Source organism: Rhizobium sp. 2MFCol3.1 (genome assembly GCF_000377565.1).
Lineage (GTDB): Bacteria > Pseudomonadota > Alphaproteobacteria > Rhizobiales > Rhizobiaceae > Rhizobium.
On record NZ_KB898372.1, the window covers coordinates 50,744 to 66,753 of the forward strand.

General features: G+C 57.8%; 16 protein-coding genes and 1 pseudogene. 10 read left to right on the forward strand and 7 right to left on the reverse strand.

Translation table 11 applies throughout. The features are described from left to right. Positions 1–223: 223 nt before the first annotated feature. Both D460_RS0127160 and D460_RS0127165 read left to right on the forward strand, forming a co-directional pair. Positions 224–997, forward strand: coding sequence for a 5-oxoprolinase subunit PxpA (locus D460_RS0127160; protein WP_026283597.1), 774 nt, complete (start codon positions 224–226; stop codon positions 995–997). Positions 998–1,004: 7 nt separating this feature from the next. Further along, a complete protein-coding gene (locus tag D460_RS0127165; RefSeq protein WP_018901769.1) occupies positions 1,005–1,865 on the forward strand; it encodes a D-amino-acid transaminase in 861 nt (286 codons plus the stop codon). A 182-nt stretch (positions 1,866–2,047) separates the two neighbouring features. Here the strand turns inward: D460_RS0127165 and D460_RS0127170 are convergent, their stop codons facing one another. Further along, complete coding sequence (locus D460_RS0127170; RefSeq protein ID WP_018901770.1) at positions 2,048–2,470, reverse strand: helix-turn-helix domain-containing protein; 423 nt, start codon at positions 2,468–2,470, stop codon at positions 2,048–2,050. 95 nt (positions 2,471–2,565) lie between these two features. On the opposite strand from D460_RS0127170, the gene D460_RS0127175 reads away from it, so the two are divergent. After that, a complete protein-coding gene (locus D460_RS0127175; protein WP_018901771.1) occupies positions 2,566–3,294 on the forward strand; it encodes an SDR family oxidoreductase in 729 nt (242 codons plus the stop codon). A gap of 145 nt (positions 3,295–3,439) precedes the next feature. Here D460_RS0127175 and D460_RS0127180 read toward each other — a convergent pair whose 3' ends face one another. After that, complete coding sequence (locus D460_RS0127180; RefSeq protein ID WP_018901772.1) at positions 3,440–4,177, reverse strand: SDR family oxidoreductase; 738 nt, start codon at positions 4,175–4,177, stop codon at positions 3,440–3,442. A 95-nt stretch (positions 4,178–4,272) separates the two neighbouring features. Here D460_RS0127180 and D460_RS0127185 point away from each other — a divergent pair, with 95 nt between their 5' ends. After that, a complete protein-coding gene (locus D460_RS0127185; RefSeq protein WP_018901773.1) occupies positions 4,273–5,160 on the forward strand; it encodes an AraC family transcriptional regulator in 888 nt (295 codons plus the stop codon). Between the two features lie 160 nt (positions 5,161–5,320). Here D460_RS0127185 and D460_RS37200 read toward each other — a convergent pair whose 3' ends face one another. Next, the gene (locus D460_RS37200) at positions 5,321–5,521 is read right to left on the reverse strand and encodes a winged helix-turn-helix transcriptional regulator (protein WP_018901774.1); all 201 of its coding nucleotides are present in this window, start codon (positions 5,519–5,521) and stop codon (positions 5,321–5,323) included. Between the two features lie 258 nt (positions 5,522–5,779). Here D460_RS37200 and D460_RS33960 point away from each other — a divergent pair. The 3 genes and pseudogenes from D460_RS33960 to D460_RS0127210 all read left to right on the forward strand — a co-directional run. Further along, positions 5,780–6,387: pseudogene (locus D460_RS33960) on the forward strand (NAD(P)H-dependent oxidoreductase); the annotation flags it as partial. Positions 6,388–6,616: 229 nt separating this feature from the next. Next, a complete protein-coding gene (locus D460_RS33965) occupies positions 6,617–6,865 on the forward strand; it encodes a hypothetical protein (RefSeq protein WP_245267820.1) in 249 nt (82 codons plus the stop codon). A gap of 111 nt (positions 6,866–6,976) precedes the next feature. Beyond that, positions 6,977–7,186, forward strand: a complete 210-nt coding sequence (locus D460_RS0127210) for a hypothetical protein (RefSeq protein WP_018901778.1) — start codon at positions 6,977–6,979, stop codon at positions 7,184–7,186. 235 nt (positions 7,187–7,421) lie between these two features. Here D460_RS0127210 and D460_RS0127215 read toward each other — a convergent pair whose 3' ends face one another. Beyond that, positions 7,422–8,303, reverse strand: a complete 882-nt coding sequence (locus D460_RS0127215) for an AraC family transcriptional regulator (RefSeq protein ID WP_018901779.1) — start codon at positions 8,301–8,303, stop codon at positions 7,422–7,424. Between the two features lie 138 nt (positions 8,304–8,441). Between D460_RS0127215 and D460_RS0127220 the strand changes: the two genes are divergently transcribed. Continuing rightward, positions 8,442–9,185: an SDR family oxidoreductase gene (locus tag D460_RS0127220; RefSeq protein ID WP_018901780.1), complete on the forward strand. Its 744-nt coding sequence runs from the start codon at positions 8,442–8,444 to the stop codon at positions 9,183–9,185. Between the two features lie 12 nt (positions 9,186–9,197). Further along, positions 9,198–9,947: a nuclear transport factor 2 family protein gene (locus D460_RS36935; protein WP_245267814.1), complete on the forward strand. Its 750-nt coding sequence runs from the start codon at positions 9,198–9,200 to the stop codon at positions 9,945–9,947. A gap of 194 nt (positions 9,948–10,141) precedes the next feature. On the opposite strand, the gene D460_RS35485 is transcribed toward D460_RS36935, so the two are convergent. From D460_RS35485 to D460_RS0127245, 3 genes are all read right to left on the reverse strand, one after another. Further along, positions 10,142–10,600, reverse strand: a complete 459-nt coding sequence (locus D460_RS35485; RefSeq protein ID WP_081619991.1) for a GNAT family N-acetyltransferase — start codon at positions 10,598–10,600, stop codon at positions 10,142–10,144. 52 nt (positions 10,601–10,652) lie between these two features. Next, on the reverse strand, positions 10,653–11,345 hold the full coding sequence (locus D460_RS0127240; RefSeq protein WP_018901782.1) for an ROK family protein: 693 nt from the start codon (positions 11,343–11,345) through the stop codon (positions 10,653–10,655). Between the two features lie 155 nt (positions 11,346–11,500). Next, complete coding sequence (locus tag D460_RS0127245; RefSeq protein ID WP_018901783.1) at positions 11,501–13,297, reverse strand: glycoside hydrolase family 15 protein; 1,797 nt, start codon at positions 13,295–13,297, stop codon at positions 11,501–11,503. 209 nt (positions 13,298–13,506) lie between these two features. Between D460_RS0127245 and D460_RS33975 the strand changes: the two genes are divergently transcribed. Further along, positions 13,507–15,405 (forward strand): diguanylate cyclase, encoded by a 1,899-nt coding sequence (locus D460_RS33975; RefSeq protein WP_018901784.1) that lies wholly within the window; start codon positions 13,507–13,509, stop codon positions 15,403–15,405. Positions 15,406–16,010 lie beyond the last annotated feature (605 nt).

Genomic DNA, 16,010 nt, shown 5'->3' on the forward strand with positions numbered 1-16,010 from the left:
GGGCTTTGGGCGCAGTAGAATGCCGCTCAGGCGGGAGTGCCGAGCGCAAACTTAGAGCGAGAGATATTTCCACCATCACCATCAAACACGTCTCGACAAGCAAGATTCTCAATCGACAATGCACTTGTCATTTCAGTACACCAACTGTATGTCAAGCGTTATCCTACATGCGCCGGCAATTGAAGAACGACCGGCAGCACCCTCGCAAACAAGGAGTTCGACCATGGTATCCGTAGATTTGAACTGCGACATGGGCGAGAGCTTCGGCGCCTACAAGATCGGCGACGACGCGGCCATGATGGAGATCATCACCACGGCCAACGTCGCCTGCGGTTTCCATGCCGGCGATCCCGTTGTCATGCGCGACACGATCCTGAGCGCAAAGAAGCATGGGGTCGCCGTCGGCGCCCATCCCTCCTTCATGGATCTCTATGGCTTCGGCCGACGCAGAATTTCGGGCGAACGGCCTGAAGATATCGAGGCACAGATCGTTTATCAGATCGCCGCGATCCAGGGCATGGCAACAGCACTCGGCTGGCCGATCACCCACGTGAAGACGCACGGCTCGCTCGGAAACATGGCGGCCGAGGATGCGGAACTGGCTGCGGTTTGCGTGCGCGCCATCCGTGCGGTCGATCCGAACCTCGTCTTCATCACCCTCCCCTACTCGCAGACCATGCGCGCCGCGGATAGCGCCGGCCTCAGCGTCGCGTGCGAGGTCTATGCCGATCGCCGCTATCGCGACAATGGCATGCTGGCGCCTAGACAGATGGAGGGCGCTGTCATTCATGATGTCGAGCAGAGCGTCGACCAGGTGCTCTCGATGGTCTGCAACAACAAAATCCCGACGGTCGGCGGCGCAAGCCTTGCCGTCGACGCGGCCACCGTCTGCATTCACGGCGACACGCCGGGCGCTGCGGTGACGGCGCGTGCGTTGCGTGACAAACTCATCGCCGCCGGAATCGACATAGCCCCCTTTTCCAAGCCTGAAATCTGAACGAGGAATGATCTTGACCCGTACCGTATATTTGAACGGCAGCTGGCTCGCCGAAGCTGACGCAAAAATCTCCGTCTTCGACCGCGGCTTCCTGTTCGCCGACGCGATCTACGAGGTTACTGGCGTTGTCGATGGTAAGCTGCTTGAATATGCCGGGCATTCAGCTCGCCTGCATCGCTCGATGGCCGAGCTCGGCATCGACTGCCCGCTGACGGAAGAGGAACTTCTGTCTGTTCATCGCGAGATCGTCCTGAAGAACGGTCTTCAAGAAGGGCTTATCTATTTACAGATTTCCCGCGGCGCGGCCGACCGCGACTTCGCTTTTCCTGAAAATGTGACGCCGACGTTGGTTCTGTTCACGCAAGCAAAGTCTGTACTTGACAATCCGAAGGTAAGGACCGGAATTTCCGTCGCCCTGGTTCCCGATCAGCGCTGGGCTCGGCGCGACATCAAGACGGTTCAGCTGCTTTACCCCTCGATGGCGAAGATGCAGGCAGCATCCATGGGCGCCGATGATGCCTGGCTGGTGGAGGACGGTTTCGTTACCGAGGCGAGCGCCGCGACGGCGCATATCATCAGCAAGGACGGCAAGCTGATCACGCGCGGCCTGTCGAACGCGATCTTGCACGGCATCACGCGCTTGAGCGTTCTCGACATCGCCCGCAACGCCGGCCTCGGCGTCGAAGAACGTGCATTTACTCCCGAGGAAGCGAAAAACGCTGCGGAAGCCTTCATCACCTCGGCCACCAACTTCGTTCTACCGGTCACCAAGATCGATGGGCAACCGGTTGGAGACGGCAAGCCGGGCCTGCAGACGCTCAAGCTTCGGCAACTGTATATCGACAACAAGCTGGCGAACGCGATCTGACCAACCGTTGTCGCCCCTCAGGGGCGACAACGATCCATTTGCAGCGTGGATTGCGATGGCAGCTTCAAGTGGGCAGAAGACTTCGTTCGCGGTCTTGAGAATGCTCCTACAAGGCAAGAATTTTGGCATGCAGATCGTCAGAGTGTCAGGCTGGAGATAAAACTCTGCCCCGTGACAGCGAATTAGTCTCGAACGCGATCGTATTGCCGACGGGCGGCCTCAAGCTCCGGACCGTAAGCCATCGACCATGCATAAAGCGCCTCGAACGGTTGCTGGAGTGAGCGGCCGAGCGGAGTAATCGTATATTCAACGCCAACCGGTGTCGTTGTCGTCAGAACTTCGCGGTAAATGAGCCCATTGCGTTCCAGCCGCTTCAAGGCTTCGGAAAGGGCCTTGTGCGTAATCCCGTCGAGGCGCCGCATGATTTCGTTGAACCTGGATGGCCTGGAGCACAGGACCGTCAGGATCAGCACTGACCACTTGTTGGCGATCTGCTCCAGCACCGGACGCGCTTTCTCCACATCCAGCAAGGCCTCAGTAGACACAGCTTTGGGCCGGCGGGAGGGGTCTACTTTGAGAAAAGGACCTTCATCCGGTGCAGTCATAGGTATACTCCTCGATATCTGCTTTACCTTTAGTGCGTAATTGACCGTAGGTATAGAGCGTATATCTAGGCTTCATCAACGATGATGGAGTTCACATGAGCAGATTGGCAAACAAGGTCGCCCTCGTGATTGGCGGAGTCGGTGGCATCGGTGGAGCGATTTCTCAACGCTTCGGCCGCGAAGGCGCGCAGGTCTATGCAACTAGCCGCAAAGGTGGAGAGAGTTTGCTGGAAACAGGAGGCTCCGGCAGCATCCGGGTCATTCAAGCAAACGCCAGCGAGAAGGCCGATCTTCAGCTTGTTCTAGAACAGATCAGGTCAGAACATGGCCGGATCGACGTCCTCGTGATCAATGCAGGCCTGTCGGAATATGCGCCGTTGGAAGACATTTCGGAGGATCATTTCGATCGGACATTTGGCCTGAATGTGCGGTCTCTCGTCTTTGCGGCACAGGGCGCGCTCGACCTCATGAAGGCTGGTGGAACGATCGTGCTGATAGGCTCGATCGCCGGCGATATCGGCACGAAGGGATACGGCGTCTATGGTGCGACGAAGGCGGCAGTTCGTTCGTTTACCCGCACATGGGCCAATGAGCTCGCTTCGAAAGGAATCCGCGTCAACGTTGTCAGCCCCGGACCAACCGATACGGCAATGATGGCAAGCGCCTCGAAGGAGGTTCGAGATGCCTTGTCCAGCATGATCCCGCTTGGTCGCATGGGTCGGCCTGAAGAGGTGGCGGCAGCAACGCTCTTCCTTGCAAGTGACGAGAGCAGCTTTACGACAGGCGCAGAACTAGCTGTCGATGGCGGCATGGCACAGATCTGACACGCACCCTCGGTTGGCTTGGGCAACAGAGGTATGAAGCCGACTTAAGCCGCGTGGTCACGGGAATGGCGACACCCTCACTGGCTGCACGGCGTCGTGGTGAGCAAAAACCAGGACCAACATCCGACGGCGCGCGGACGCGACTTCAGTCCTGCGCTGTCGGACGAACAACGATGCTTCCAACCTCGACATCGCCGGGCTGTTCGATCGCAAAGGCGATGGCGCGTGCGATAGCGTCCGGCGAGATTGCCAGCTGCTCTTTCTGCGTATTGATCCTAGCCCTCACGGTTTCGTCGGTAATCGATGAATCGGTGAAGGTGGTGTCGATGAAGCCCGGAGACACTTCGGTCACCCTCAGGTTTGGACCTGCTTCCTGACGAAGGGCTTCGGTAGCGGTGCGAAGCGCGTTCTTGGTGGCGGCATAGACCCCCATCGTCGGGACGATCTTGAGGCCGGCGGTCGACAGGACGTTGATCACATGGCCTCCACCCTGCCGCGCGAAAACCGAAAGTGCTGCTGCAATACCATAGAGCGTGCCGCGAAGATTGACGTCGATCATGGCGTCCCAGTCATCGACACGCAGCGCATCAAAACGAGAAATCGGACCAATGCCTGCATTGTTGACGATCACGTCCAAGCGACCGAATGCTTGGCAGGCGCGGCCAACCAGCATGTCGAGGTCAGACCGCTTCGTAACATCGGTCACGCAAAATATGGCCTTGCCACCTGCCCTAACGATTGCGTTCGCCACGTCGGCAAGCTCGACCTCGCTGCGAGCGCCGAGAACGATACAAGCGCCACGCGCCGCCAGGTGCAGCGCTGTCGCGCGCCCTATTCCCCGGCCAGCGCCGCTGATGACGATGACCTTATTTTCGATGGTCATGGAATGCTCCTTTAAAGTTGCTAACAATATACCGTGGCAAAGCTGGACCATCCATGCTTGGATGGCTCATTCTTTGTCGAGATCGGCCAAACCTCATGAATGACACCTTCTCAGACGTTCTAACGGCTCTTGGCACCAGCAGTGTCCGCGGAACCAGCCTGGAAGCAGGCGGCGCGTGGGCACTAAGCTTCGACGGAAGGGAGCGGCTGAAATTTGTCGCGGTCGTCAAGGGCCAATGCTGGCTCGTGCTTTCCGATCGGCCTCCTGAAGCGCTGAACGAGGGAGACGTGATCCTTCTCAGCGATACATCCTACACGGTGACGAGCGATCCTGGCCTTGATGCGTCAGATGGCATGGAGCTTTACGCGTTTCCGGGCCACAACACGGTGCGGATCGGAAAACAGTGCGACACTGTTATGATCGGCGGCGGCAGCGGGTTCGCAGCCGGCTGTGGATCGTTCGTTCTCGACGCACTCCCCAAGTTCCTGAAAATACAGCCTCGATCGCCGAGCGCCCGGAGCATTGCCTCGACGCTCGCCGCACTTAAGGATGAAGCAGACGCCGAGAGGCTCGGCGGCAGCCTTGTCGCTGCCAGGCTCGCCGACATACTCGTTGTGGAGGCCATCAGGGCTTATGTCGCGACCCATCCCGAAGACAAGCTGGGCTGGATCTCGGCGCTGGCCGATCCACGTCTCGCCAAGGTAATCAGGCTCATGCACGAGGATGTGGCGCGTCGTTGGACCATTGAAGCCCTGGCGCGGGAAGTTGGAATGTCGCGCTCGGCACTCACGTTGCGCTTCTCCCGGCGCGTGGGCCGGCCACCCCTCGACTACCTGACGCGGTGGCGTATGATCCTGGCACAGCGGGAACTGGCTCGGGGACGTGGGGTTCCAGAAGTCGCCGAACTTGTTGGCTATGCCTCCCAAAGCGCTTTTGCGCAAGCGTTTAAACGGACCATGGGCCGCACGCCCAGGGGGCAATAGTCTGCGAAGGGTACGTGGGTTCCTTCAAATGCGTATGCCCAAACAGGTGCAGACGACAGAAGCGAGCATGACCTTATCGGATATCTTTGTCCAAGTGCTCGCAGCCATTCTCGTATCGCTTGATCTCCCTATCACCAAATGCACGCCCGCCGGACGCTCCTTAGCTCGCGTCATATTTGATGCGTGCGTGCTGAATGTTCTCCCGATTGCTGTCCGCCCACATGACGAGAGCCATAACCGGGGCGAGAAGCGTTCGCCCCATGTCCGTCAACTCATAGTCTACCCGCGGCGGAATGGTTGGAAACAAAGTCCGCTTGACCAACCCATCGCGTTCCAGTCCGCGCAAATTGATCGTCAGCATCCGTTGCGAGATCCCATCGATCTGTCGCTTCAATTCGTTAAACCGAACAGGCCGTCCCTGAGGGTTGCGATGATGTACAGGTGCACTTGTCGCCGACAAGGTCGAGGATTGCGCGAACCACCCTACAGTCTCCACCTTGGGGGGGTAGGAAGATCGATGTTACCAAGTGTCATCCGAGTGCCTTCTTGCGGGTGATTTCCAGTGATTTTATTATTGTTAGTCACAAGAATTTACCACCCCGTTCATATTGGAGCATTCATGACCATCCTCCTCGTTACATCGAGCCCACGTAGCTCGGAAGGTTTCTCCACCCGCTTTGCAACTGAGATTGCCGAAGGGCTGAAGGCTCGCAGGGGAGGACCGCTCGTGACCCGCAATCTCACGACCAACCCACCGCCGCAAATAGAGCAGGCCTATATTCAGGGCCGCGTCGCAGCTCCAGAGGCGCGTACACCGAGCAGGCTAAGGCCGTCGCCCTTGCCCAGGAACTTGTCGATGAGGTGAAGGCAGCTGACGTGCTCGTCCTCGGCTCGGGAATGATCAATTTCGGACTGCCGTCACAGCTCAAAGCCTGGTTCGATCACATCACCTGGCCAGGTGAGACCTTTGGCTACAGTGAAGCCGGTGGCCCACAGGGATTGCTGACCGACAAGAAGGTCTATCTCGTCACTGCCAGCGGCGGCGTCTTCTCCGGAGGCGACTGGTCCGCCTTTGACTTCCAGACCGGATATCTGCGCCACCTGCTGGGCTTCATCGGCCTGACCGACGTTGAAATTGTTCGCGTGGAGGGCACCGTTTTCGGTCCCGAAGCCGTCAAGGCTGCCATCGCAGCCGCCGAAACTCAGGTTCGCGGGGTCTTGGAAAGGCGGCCTGAAGGTCGACCGGCTTACCGCTGCGGCCGTGACTACCAGGCTTTGAGCGGCCAGTGTGGTCGCTTAAAGCATCGACAAACAGGTCAACACTATGAAGATCACTCTGTTTGGAGGGACCGGACCAATCGGAAAGCGCATTATCGAAGAGGCGCTGCAGTGCGGATAAGAGCTATCCGCCTACACCCGTGACGCCACAGAAATTTCAACATTCGACGGTAAGATCATCGGTGGCGACCTCAATAACCGCTACACGATCATGGCATGCGTCGCGTGTGCGGACGCTTTCATCAGTGCGTTTGGACCCAAGAGTTTGAAATCCCCCGAGAAGCGGCCGATCATGCGCGGCGTCGCCACAATCATCTCCGTTATGGAAGAACTGAATGTTCGTCGGCTCATCCAGATCTCGACCGGCGCCTATCGTAATCACGATGACAGCTTTGATTTCACGTCGCAAGCATTCTCGCAAAGCTAGATCAGGCCCGTCAGGCAAAACCAACAGGGCCTGGTTCCAGCACGAGTTGGCGGCTCAATCGCTGGCCTCGTCATCGGGGTCATTGCCTTGGACTTCGGAATGGAGAGCGCGTTGGTATCGAACCAATCGCTGGTCTATGCCCTAAACCCCAACGCGCGTGCCCGTCTCAACACGGTCCTGATGGGCTCCATGTTTCTTGGCGGCGCCATCGGATCGGACGTGGCCATTGCTGACTGGACCAACGCCGGATGGCTCGCGGTAGCCGCGGTCGGCGGGCTGGTCAGTGCCGTCGCCGTCGCACTTCAAGTTAGGCGCTCATAGAGCGAGGACCATGGATTTAAGAAGCTTGGCGGTCCGTGTCGCCGGTTCGGATTTGCGGGTCGAGTTTCAAACAATCTGTGAAATCCAATGCCGCCATACGTGCTGAACGATCTCGCGATCAACGTCGCAGCCGCCCTCCGCACAATCCGTTCGGCCGTCGGACACTTTTGCGAAGGCTGCGAGACAATACGTGTCACGGGCGGTGGTCTCGCCACCCGCCCCATGCCGCCCAGCGTTAGACTGCCCGCACCCGCAGTCTTGCGACGTCCTTGAGCGGCGGCAGGCCAAACTGCCTAGCATACTCCCGACTAAACTGATTGGGGCTTTCATACCCTACGCCGAAGGCCACCGATGTCGCGGTGCCTTCCCCTGATAGCAGCAGGGAACGCGCATGCAGGAGACGAACATGCTTCTGGTACTGGATAGGACTGAGCGCTGTTACCGCTTTGAAGTGGCGATGGAACGCGGACACGCTAAGTGCGGTCATCTCCGCCAGTTCCTCGACGCGGAGAGGCTTCGCGAAGTTTTCCCGGATCCACCGAATAGCACCGCCGACGCGTGCGAGAGGCGTCTCCGGCATCGCAATGTCGCGAAGCATCCAGCCGAGAGGCCCGCGCAGAACACGGAACAGGATTTCACGCTCGTAGGCAGGTGCCAGGGCGGCGACATCGTCAGGACGGTCAATCAAACGAAGCATGCGCACCCAGGCATCGAGCAGCTCGGGAGTTATTGGAGCCACCGAAAATCCCGAGCTGTAGAGGGTTCCGCCGGCAGTCGTTGGCAGGTCAGCGATCAGGTTCGCAACGATGGCCGGATCTAGCGTGAGACTGATCGCGAGGTATGGTCGGCCACGTTCATCCGGATGGACCGAGCCCACGGCCGGCAGGTCGACCGACATTACGAAATAGGTGGCCGGATCGTAGTGAAATGTCCGGTCGCCGACCGTCATGGACTTCGATCCCGTCAGGATCAGATTGACCATCGGTTCGTAGACGGCGGCTAACTGATGCTCCGGGATCTCTCCTTGCACCATCGCCACACGGGGTATCCCGGTTTCGGTTCGGCGGTTCTCCGCTCGCGCAGCCAGATGTCGGAGTTCTTCAAGCTGTTGTTCCATCGGAGGGACGATTGCACGCGCCGAAAGTTTCAGCAACAGGAAAGCAGAAATAGGCAATGATCGAGGAGGATCGGGTGAGCGCTGCGCGGCTGCTGCGGATATCAAATCGTCATCCTTATCGGACATTGGAGAATTGTCATGAAGATCGTTATTGTCACCGGCGGGAGCCGCGGGATCGGCGCCGCCACGGCGCGAATGTGCGCAGCGAAAGGGATGGGAGTCGTCCTGACCTACAACAGCAATGCTGAGGCCGCGAACGACGTTGTCGCTTCTGTAAATGAGATCGGCGGCCTTGCGGTCGCCCTAAACCTGGATGTCTCGCAGATCCATTCGTTCGCGGTCTTCCGAAAAAACCTAGAGAAAGTGCTCCAAGCAACGTTCGGCCGCGGCGACTTTGACTTCCTGGTCAACAATGCCGGATATGGGCTGTTCACGCCCCTCGCCGACGTAACCGAGGACCAGTTCGATGGTCTGTTCAATGTCCACCTCAAGGGACCGTTCTTCCTGACGCAAACGCTTCTGCCTCTGATGGCCGATGGCGGGCACATCGTGAACATGACGAGCGCGACCACCCGCGTCGCTTTCGCCGGAGTGGCTCCATACGCGTCCTTCAAAGGCGGCCTCGCGGTGATGACCCGATACTTGGCCAAGGAACTCGGCGGACGACAGATCCGGTCGAACTCCGTTTCTCCAGGGCCGATCCGAACAGACCTTGGTGGCGGATTGAACGAGGAATTCGAAGCAAAGCTTGCGGCTATGGCGTCGCTGGGACGCGTTGGCGAGCCCGATGAGGTTGGGAGTGTGGTCGCCAGTCTCCTGTCTGACGAGAACTGCTGGATCAACGCACAGGACATCGAAGTTTCCGGCGGCTACGTGATCTAAAGGAAAACAGCGATGCTTGATCATATCTTTCTGACGGTTCTGGATACGGAACGCTCCATCAAGTTCTATTCCAGAAGCCTTCGGCCGATCGGGATCACCGAGCGGCACGACTACGATGGAAAGGACGGCCCCGTCGGCCATCCCGACCTTAAAGGCTTCGGCGCAAGCGGACGGATGTTCTTTTGGCTGCGGCAAGGCGAACCCTCGCCTGGGGCGGTTCATGTCGGCTTTGTCGCGAGCTCAGAAGCGTCGGTTGCCGCCGCCTACGACGCAGCGATCGCCGCGGGCGCCATGTCGATTTACGCGCCGGGATCGCCGCATCACTGTGACCCGCGCTACTTTGCATCGCAGGTGCGCGATCTTGATGGCTACACTAGAGTTTGTCTTCAAGAGCTGGCAGCACGAAAGGTGACGATGATGGAGGAGAAGGCTGACTTCCACGCCGTGGCCGCACGTCTTATCAATGCGACGAACGCTTTCGATACCGACGCGGTGACGGCTTTGTTCACTCCGGACGCGGTGATCGACGACCCGTCCACCGGAAAACGTTTCGACGGGAACGACGGCATTCGCGACTACGTCGAGCGGTTCTTCAAAGGATACAAGACAGTGACACGTCTCCTGACGGTGGAGACGTTCGGCCCACGCAGCGCGCGCCTTCGAGTCGATTTCACAGGCGACTTCGGTCACGAGGTCGGACGGCTGGATGTCAGATTGGACAGCACGGGACTGATCGAACGGATCGATGCAGACCTCGAATAGCCCGCCGTCATAGCGCTAAACGATGGGTCGCTCAGCATTCGGTGCTTTAGGATGTCTCTCCCTTTGCCATGCTTCGACATTGCCCCACGGACGCCATCCCTGCGTACAACCGAACGCCATCTCGCATGCATCATGAGGAACATCAGACCGGCCCAAGGTTGGGTCTATACGAAGCGCTTACAGCGCGTTCAGCTCTATCTTGTCCAAACTTTGCACACCGCAGTGTCTGTGTGACGGAAGGTTTCGAACCCCATTCGCGCATAGTATGATTGTGCAACAAGGTTATCTTTGCCGATAAACGCCTCGATCTTGGACAGTCCAGCTTCGATTGCTGCCTCGCGGCTGCATTTGAACAGTCGCCTGCCTACTCCCCTGCGAGCAGCGTCGGGGGACACGTGCGTTCCTATGATGCCCCATCCAACCGGCGTTTCGTACCGGTTGCCCTCGGCTGCGCGGATAAGAGACTGTATCCCAAGAAGATTGCCTTTTTCGTCCTCGGCAAGACAGCACCGGATGCCAACCGGGTTGTCCGTATAGTTTTCACGAACAAATTCGATGTCTGCTCGCGCGGTCCGCTTTCCAGCGGCGACAAGCTTCTGGAGCATCTCGCTGATCGCAGGCGCGTCTTGCGCGGTGGCGGTGCGAATATTCACGGTAACCTCCTTTGATACGATGTGGATGGCTTGGTGAACCTATGTTAGGCGGCTAAATGATCAGCGCCTTATCGGTCCACAGCCGATTGGCTCCGACAAAGGCCAATCTATTGTCCCCACGACGGCAGCCTGGCGGCAGTTCATCCAGTTCGTCCACCTGACCGCCACCGATGACGAGATAATCTGGAAGCAGCGCTGCCTGCAGGCGGGAAACGACATCGAACACCGAGGCTTTCCATTTCTTGTGTCCCCTACCGTCGAGACCACGGCGGCCCACATAGTCCTCGAACGAGCCATGCTTTTTATAGGGCAAATGCGCAAGCTCAAGCGGCTGAGCGACGTTCTCGATCACCATCGCTGCGCCCAACCCGGTGCCCAGCCCCAGGAACAACAGCCGGCCACCATCATAACTGCCAATAGCCTGCATCAAGGCGTCGTTGACAATCTTGACGGGTTTGCCGAAGGCTCGGTCAAAGTCGAAGTCTTTCCATCCCGGACCTAGGTTCACAGGTTCCAGTGATGGCCGATTGTCCTTCACTGGGCCGGGATAGCCAATGGAAAGGACGTCATAGTCAACATCGTGCGCTAGTGCCTGAATGGCAGCGACGGCGTCCTTCGCCGAAGTCTTTGGCCCAGACTTTGCCTTCCGTTCTTCGATTCCATCCGCCAATATCTTGATGTGATTGCCGCCGATATCGACCGCGAGGATGCGCCTGGCTTGTGTGTCGGCATTTATGTTGGGCATCGAAATCCTATCGGGAAAGAGAATGCGTCTAAAGAAACTCGGCGTGAAGGACTTTTAACCTAGGGCCCGCGCGTTTTGGGTCCACACCGTCATCTTGGCTCAGTGTAGAATTGGAGCGAGCCGTCGTTGATTGCAAGGAGCAGCGATCTGATCACTCACTCGGCGCCCTGCGACCGCTCGTCTGCAGCTCCATGCAATCGAGAAAGGTTTAGAGCGCTATTGATCAGGCCCACATGGCTAAACGCTTGCGGGAAGTTTCCAAGCATCACCTCGTGCTGGGGGTCATATTCCTCGGAAAGCAGACCGACGTCATTGCAAAGTTCGAGCAGTCGATTGAAAAGCGTTTTGGCGTCCTCTTCGCGGCCGATCAGACTTAGCGCATCGACCAACCAGAAGCTGCATGCCAGAAACGCGCCCTCGCCAGGCGGCAATCCATCTCCAACGTCCTGGGTTTCGTAGCGCAGGACAAGCCCATCGCGCATGAGCTTGCTTTCGATCGCGGCGACAGTGCCAATGTAGCGATGATCATCCTCCGGCAGGAAGCCGACCAAGCCTATGTGCAAGAGACTGGCGTCGAGAGTGGTCGAACCGTAGGCCTGCACAAAGCTTCCCATCTTTTCATCGTAGGCCTTCTCACAAACCTCACGATGGATCTCGTCTGCGATGGCGCGTAGTTCTTTTGCACGCTCGGTGTCGCCAGCTTCCGTCGCCATCCACACGCCACGATCGAACGCAACCCAAGCCATCACTTTAGAGTATGTAAAATGCTGCCGATCGCCTCTGACCTCCCAGATACCCTCGTCAGGGTCCCGCCATACTTTTGTTAGGAATGGAATGAGGGCGGAGTTCAGCGTCTTGCCGCGTGGATGTGACGGAAGCCCACCTTTCACTGCCTGGGTCATCGCGTCGGCGACCTCGCCATAGACATCAAGCTGAAACTGTTCCGCTGCGGCATTCCCGATCCTAATGGGCCGAGATGAGCGGTAGCCCACAAGCCAAGTGGCCTCCCACTCCAGCAGGTTTCGTTCGCCAGCGACGCCATACATGATCTGCATCTGCTCAGGTGAGCCCGCGACAGCACGCAGCAGCCAATCTCGCCACGCGGCCGCTTCATCGTAGTAGCCGAGCTTCATGAACGCGAGCAGGGTCAGCGTTGCGTCGCGGAGCCAGCAGTAGCGATAGTCCCAGTTGCGGGAACCTCCCAGCTGTTCGGGCAGAGACGTCGTCGCGGCTGCGACAATTCCGCCGGTGGGCATGTACGTCAGGGCTTTGAGCGTGATCAGCGATCGCTTTACCTGTTCGGTCCAAGGTCCGACATCTGGGCACTTCCTGACGAAGTCGATCCAGAATTTTGAGGTCTCGCGGGCGGCTTTCTCGATCTTTCGTGGCGTTGGAACCGGTAGATGTGATGAGCAGTAGGTGAGTGTAAAAGCAAGCTGCTCGCCTTCCGAAATGTCGAAAAATGCCCGCGTGCGCATGTCTTGACCTTGCAGCTCGATGGGGGAGGTAAGGATCAGCATGTCTGGACCGGCAATTGCCGTGAGGATGCCATCCTCGGCCTGCGTCACCCATGGTATCGTGCGGCCGTAGTCGAACCGAATGACCAGTTCAAAATCGAACGTGACGCGACCGCGTTTGCCTTCCACGATGCGGACCAAGTCGTTGACACCATCTCGCAACGGCATGAAGTCGCGCACAACAGCGACACCGGTGTCGGTTTCGAATGTCGTTTCAAGAATGAGGGTATCCTTTTGATACTGACGCGTTGTCCGATACTTTTGGCGCGGGCTGATCGACCATCGGCCGTTTTCTTCATTCCCCAGCAGCGCGGCGAAGCAGGCGGGGGAATCGAACCGAGGAAAGCAAAGCCAATCGATTGATCCGTGACAAGACACAAGCGCTGCGGTTTCGCAGTCTCCAATCAGGGCATAGTCCTCGATCTTGGCTTCCAACCGGCGCTCCCATGTCTAGATGAATGGGTGTTAAATAGGCCGGTGACAAGATCTTCAACCATTGTGAGGGGGCCTGGACGACATGATTGTCACGTGGGGCAACCTCCACGCGAGGCCAACATGTGGATAAATCCTCACGAAGCCTCTAAGCAAGTCACAGCTTTTTTAGAGATTGCCACTAGGGTGACGACCGCAACCGAGATCTCAAAATGCTTCCCTGGAATGAACTTCTTGCAAACCTAGCAATTGTGGCGCTGGCGACGTCGATCTGGACGGCCGCACACAGCTGGATGGACACCATTTCCCTGACACGACAGCGGATCGCATTTGGCGTGTTAATGGCCAGCGCGACGTTGATCGTGATGTCGGTGCAATTTCAATTCACGCCGGGTGTCTTCCTTGGTCTGCGCTACACGCTTCTGGCCGTCACGGCATATTTCGGGGGCCCCTTAGCGGTTGTGTTTCCGACAATTGTTGCCGTCACAAAGAGGCTGCATGACGGTGGAACAGGGGTCTGGGTTGCCCTCCCTCATATCTCACTTGCTGTCGCGTCACGGCTCCTCGGATTTTATCGCGGTAAAGGGACATGTCGCGCACTCCCGCTCTTGTTCTTGTCGCTTGCCGTGGTCTTCAGCGGCACTGTGGGCTTCTTCGTCATGGTCCCATACGCGGCGTGGCCTGGGATGATAAGCAAGGTGGTCGCTCCTTTTTCCTCCATCCTCTTCGTGTCGACGTTTTTCGCAAGCTTTGCAATTTCGCAAGAGCTCAAGCGTCAGCGCCTCGCCGAGCAAAACCAGATTTATCGAGCTGTTTTCGAGGCCCTGCCCGACTGCCTCAATGCGAAGGACCTTGACGGCCGTTTCATCGCCGCGAACTCTGCAACGGCAGCGCTTATGGGTGCTCGCCAGGCCGATGACCTGATCGGAAAAACCGACTTTGACTATTATCCTGAGGTTGTTGCCACATCATTTAGAAAGGACGAAAGACGACAGCTGACTAGCAACGCCGCACTGACCGTCGAACAAAGATTTGTACGGCCGGATGGCAAGGAAGCCTGGCTGTCCACCCTGAAAGCCCCACTTCGCGATGCGTCGGGTGTCATGGTTGGCGTAATCACCCACAATCGCGAGATTACCCTACAGAAGCACCTTGAACTACGGCTTGCCGAAACCCGGCGCAACCTTGCCGACGCGATTTCCAGCATGGCAGATGGACTCGCCATGTTCGATGCGCAGGACGTCCTGGTATTCTGTAACTCTAGGTACCAATCGCTTTTTCCTGTCACAGCCGATGTCCGAATTCCGGGCAGTCCCCTGCGGGCAATCGTCCAAGCCTCACTTGAGCGGGGAGAGGTGCGGCCCGACGCAGGGAGCGGCGCTACCGACATCGACGAAATCATCAGCCAGCTCAAGACACCTGGACTCGTGCGCCTCCTCCAGGTTGCAGACGGCCGCTGGATTGAAACACGTTCGCAATCGACCAAACTTGGGGGCTTCCTGCTCATTTTTACCGATGTAACAGAAGCGAAGGAAACTGCCCAGAAGCTGGAAGCGCTCAACCAGAAGCTGGAATCTCGAGCGAATACCGACCAATTGACTTCATTGCCAAACCGGCGAGCGTTCGATCGACAGCTTGATGCAGCGCTTTTCCAGGCAGGTGTAAGCGACACAGACCTTGTGCTGCTGATGATCGACGTCGACTACTTCAAACTCTATAACGATTGCTATGGCCACGTCGCCGGAGACGAGGCCTTGCAAAAGGTAGCATCTTCGATTGACAATGCGGTGTCGGGTCTTCCTGGGGCGACAGTCGCCCGATATGGTGGTGAAGAGTTTGCTGTTGTCATTCCATTTGCATCAGTTGCCGAGGCGGCAAACGTTGGAAAGCTGATCTGTGCCGCGGTCCGCAGCATGTCCCTAGTGCATCAATCCACCCCAACGGGACACGTGACGGTTAGTGTAGGTGTCGCGTCGATTATGAATCAACGCGAGGCACGTAAGGATGCGCTGCTGGAGGCAGCGGATCGTGCTTTGTATCAGGCCAAGGCTCAGGGTAGAGATCGCGTTCATGTCGACACAGTCGTTGCTCCGGTTTCAAAACACGGTTGATTAGCGAACGTGGAAGCATGCTGCGGCGGCCCATCGTCTGGGTCGCCAACTTGCTGCGCAAGGCAACGAGGTCCGGTTGATTTCACTGGCATAGGGTCATCCGTATACCGAGGTCAATTACCACGTTGACCGGGATTCCAAAGGGATTGCAGAAGCTGCATCTCGCCCGACCACGCGCTCTCGTGAACCTAAGTGTATGGTCCCCGCATAGGCTTCATTTGGCTGGCGAGCTGCGAGCAGAATGGAGAGAGTTCAAGACAAAGATCGGCGACCTGAACACCAGCTGGTCCAGCTGGCACGCGATGATGCCGTCATTCGCAGGCTGACTTCCATGCCCGGTATAAGCTTGCTCAGGCGGCGGTGGATAATGCGGGCGGCTTTGCAAAAGCGCGTGATTTGAGTGCACGGCTGGGATCGTACCTAGACAATGCAACACCGGCGGTAAGCCCCAGCTGTTTGGGATATCAAAACGTGGCAAACTCCAGCGATTTGCTTACCGGATTGGCGCCTACTCAATGGGTTCGTCCAGCCAGGCAATTGCGGCTTTATCTCGGCGACAATGGAATCTTGGCTCGGGCCCAATTTGCCGCTGTCGCTGGCCGACC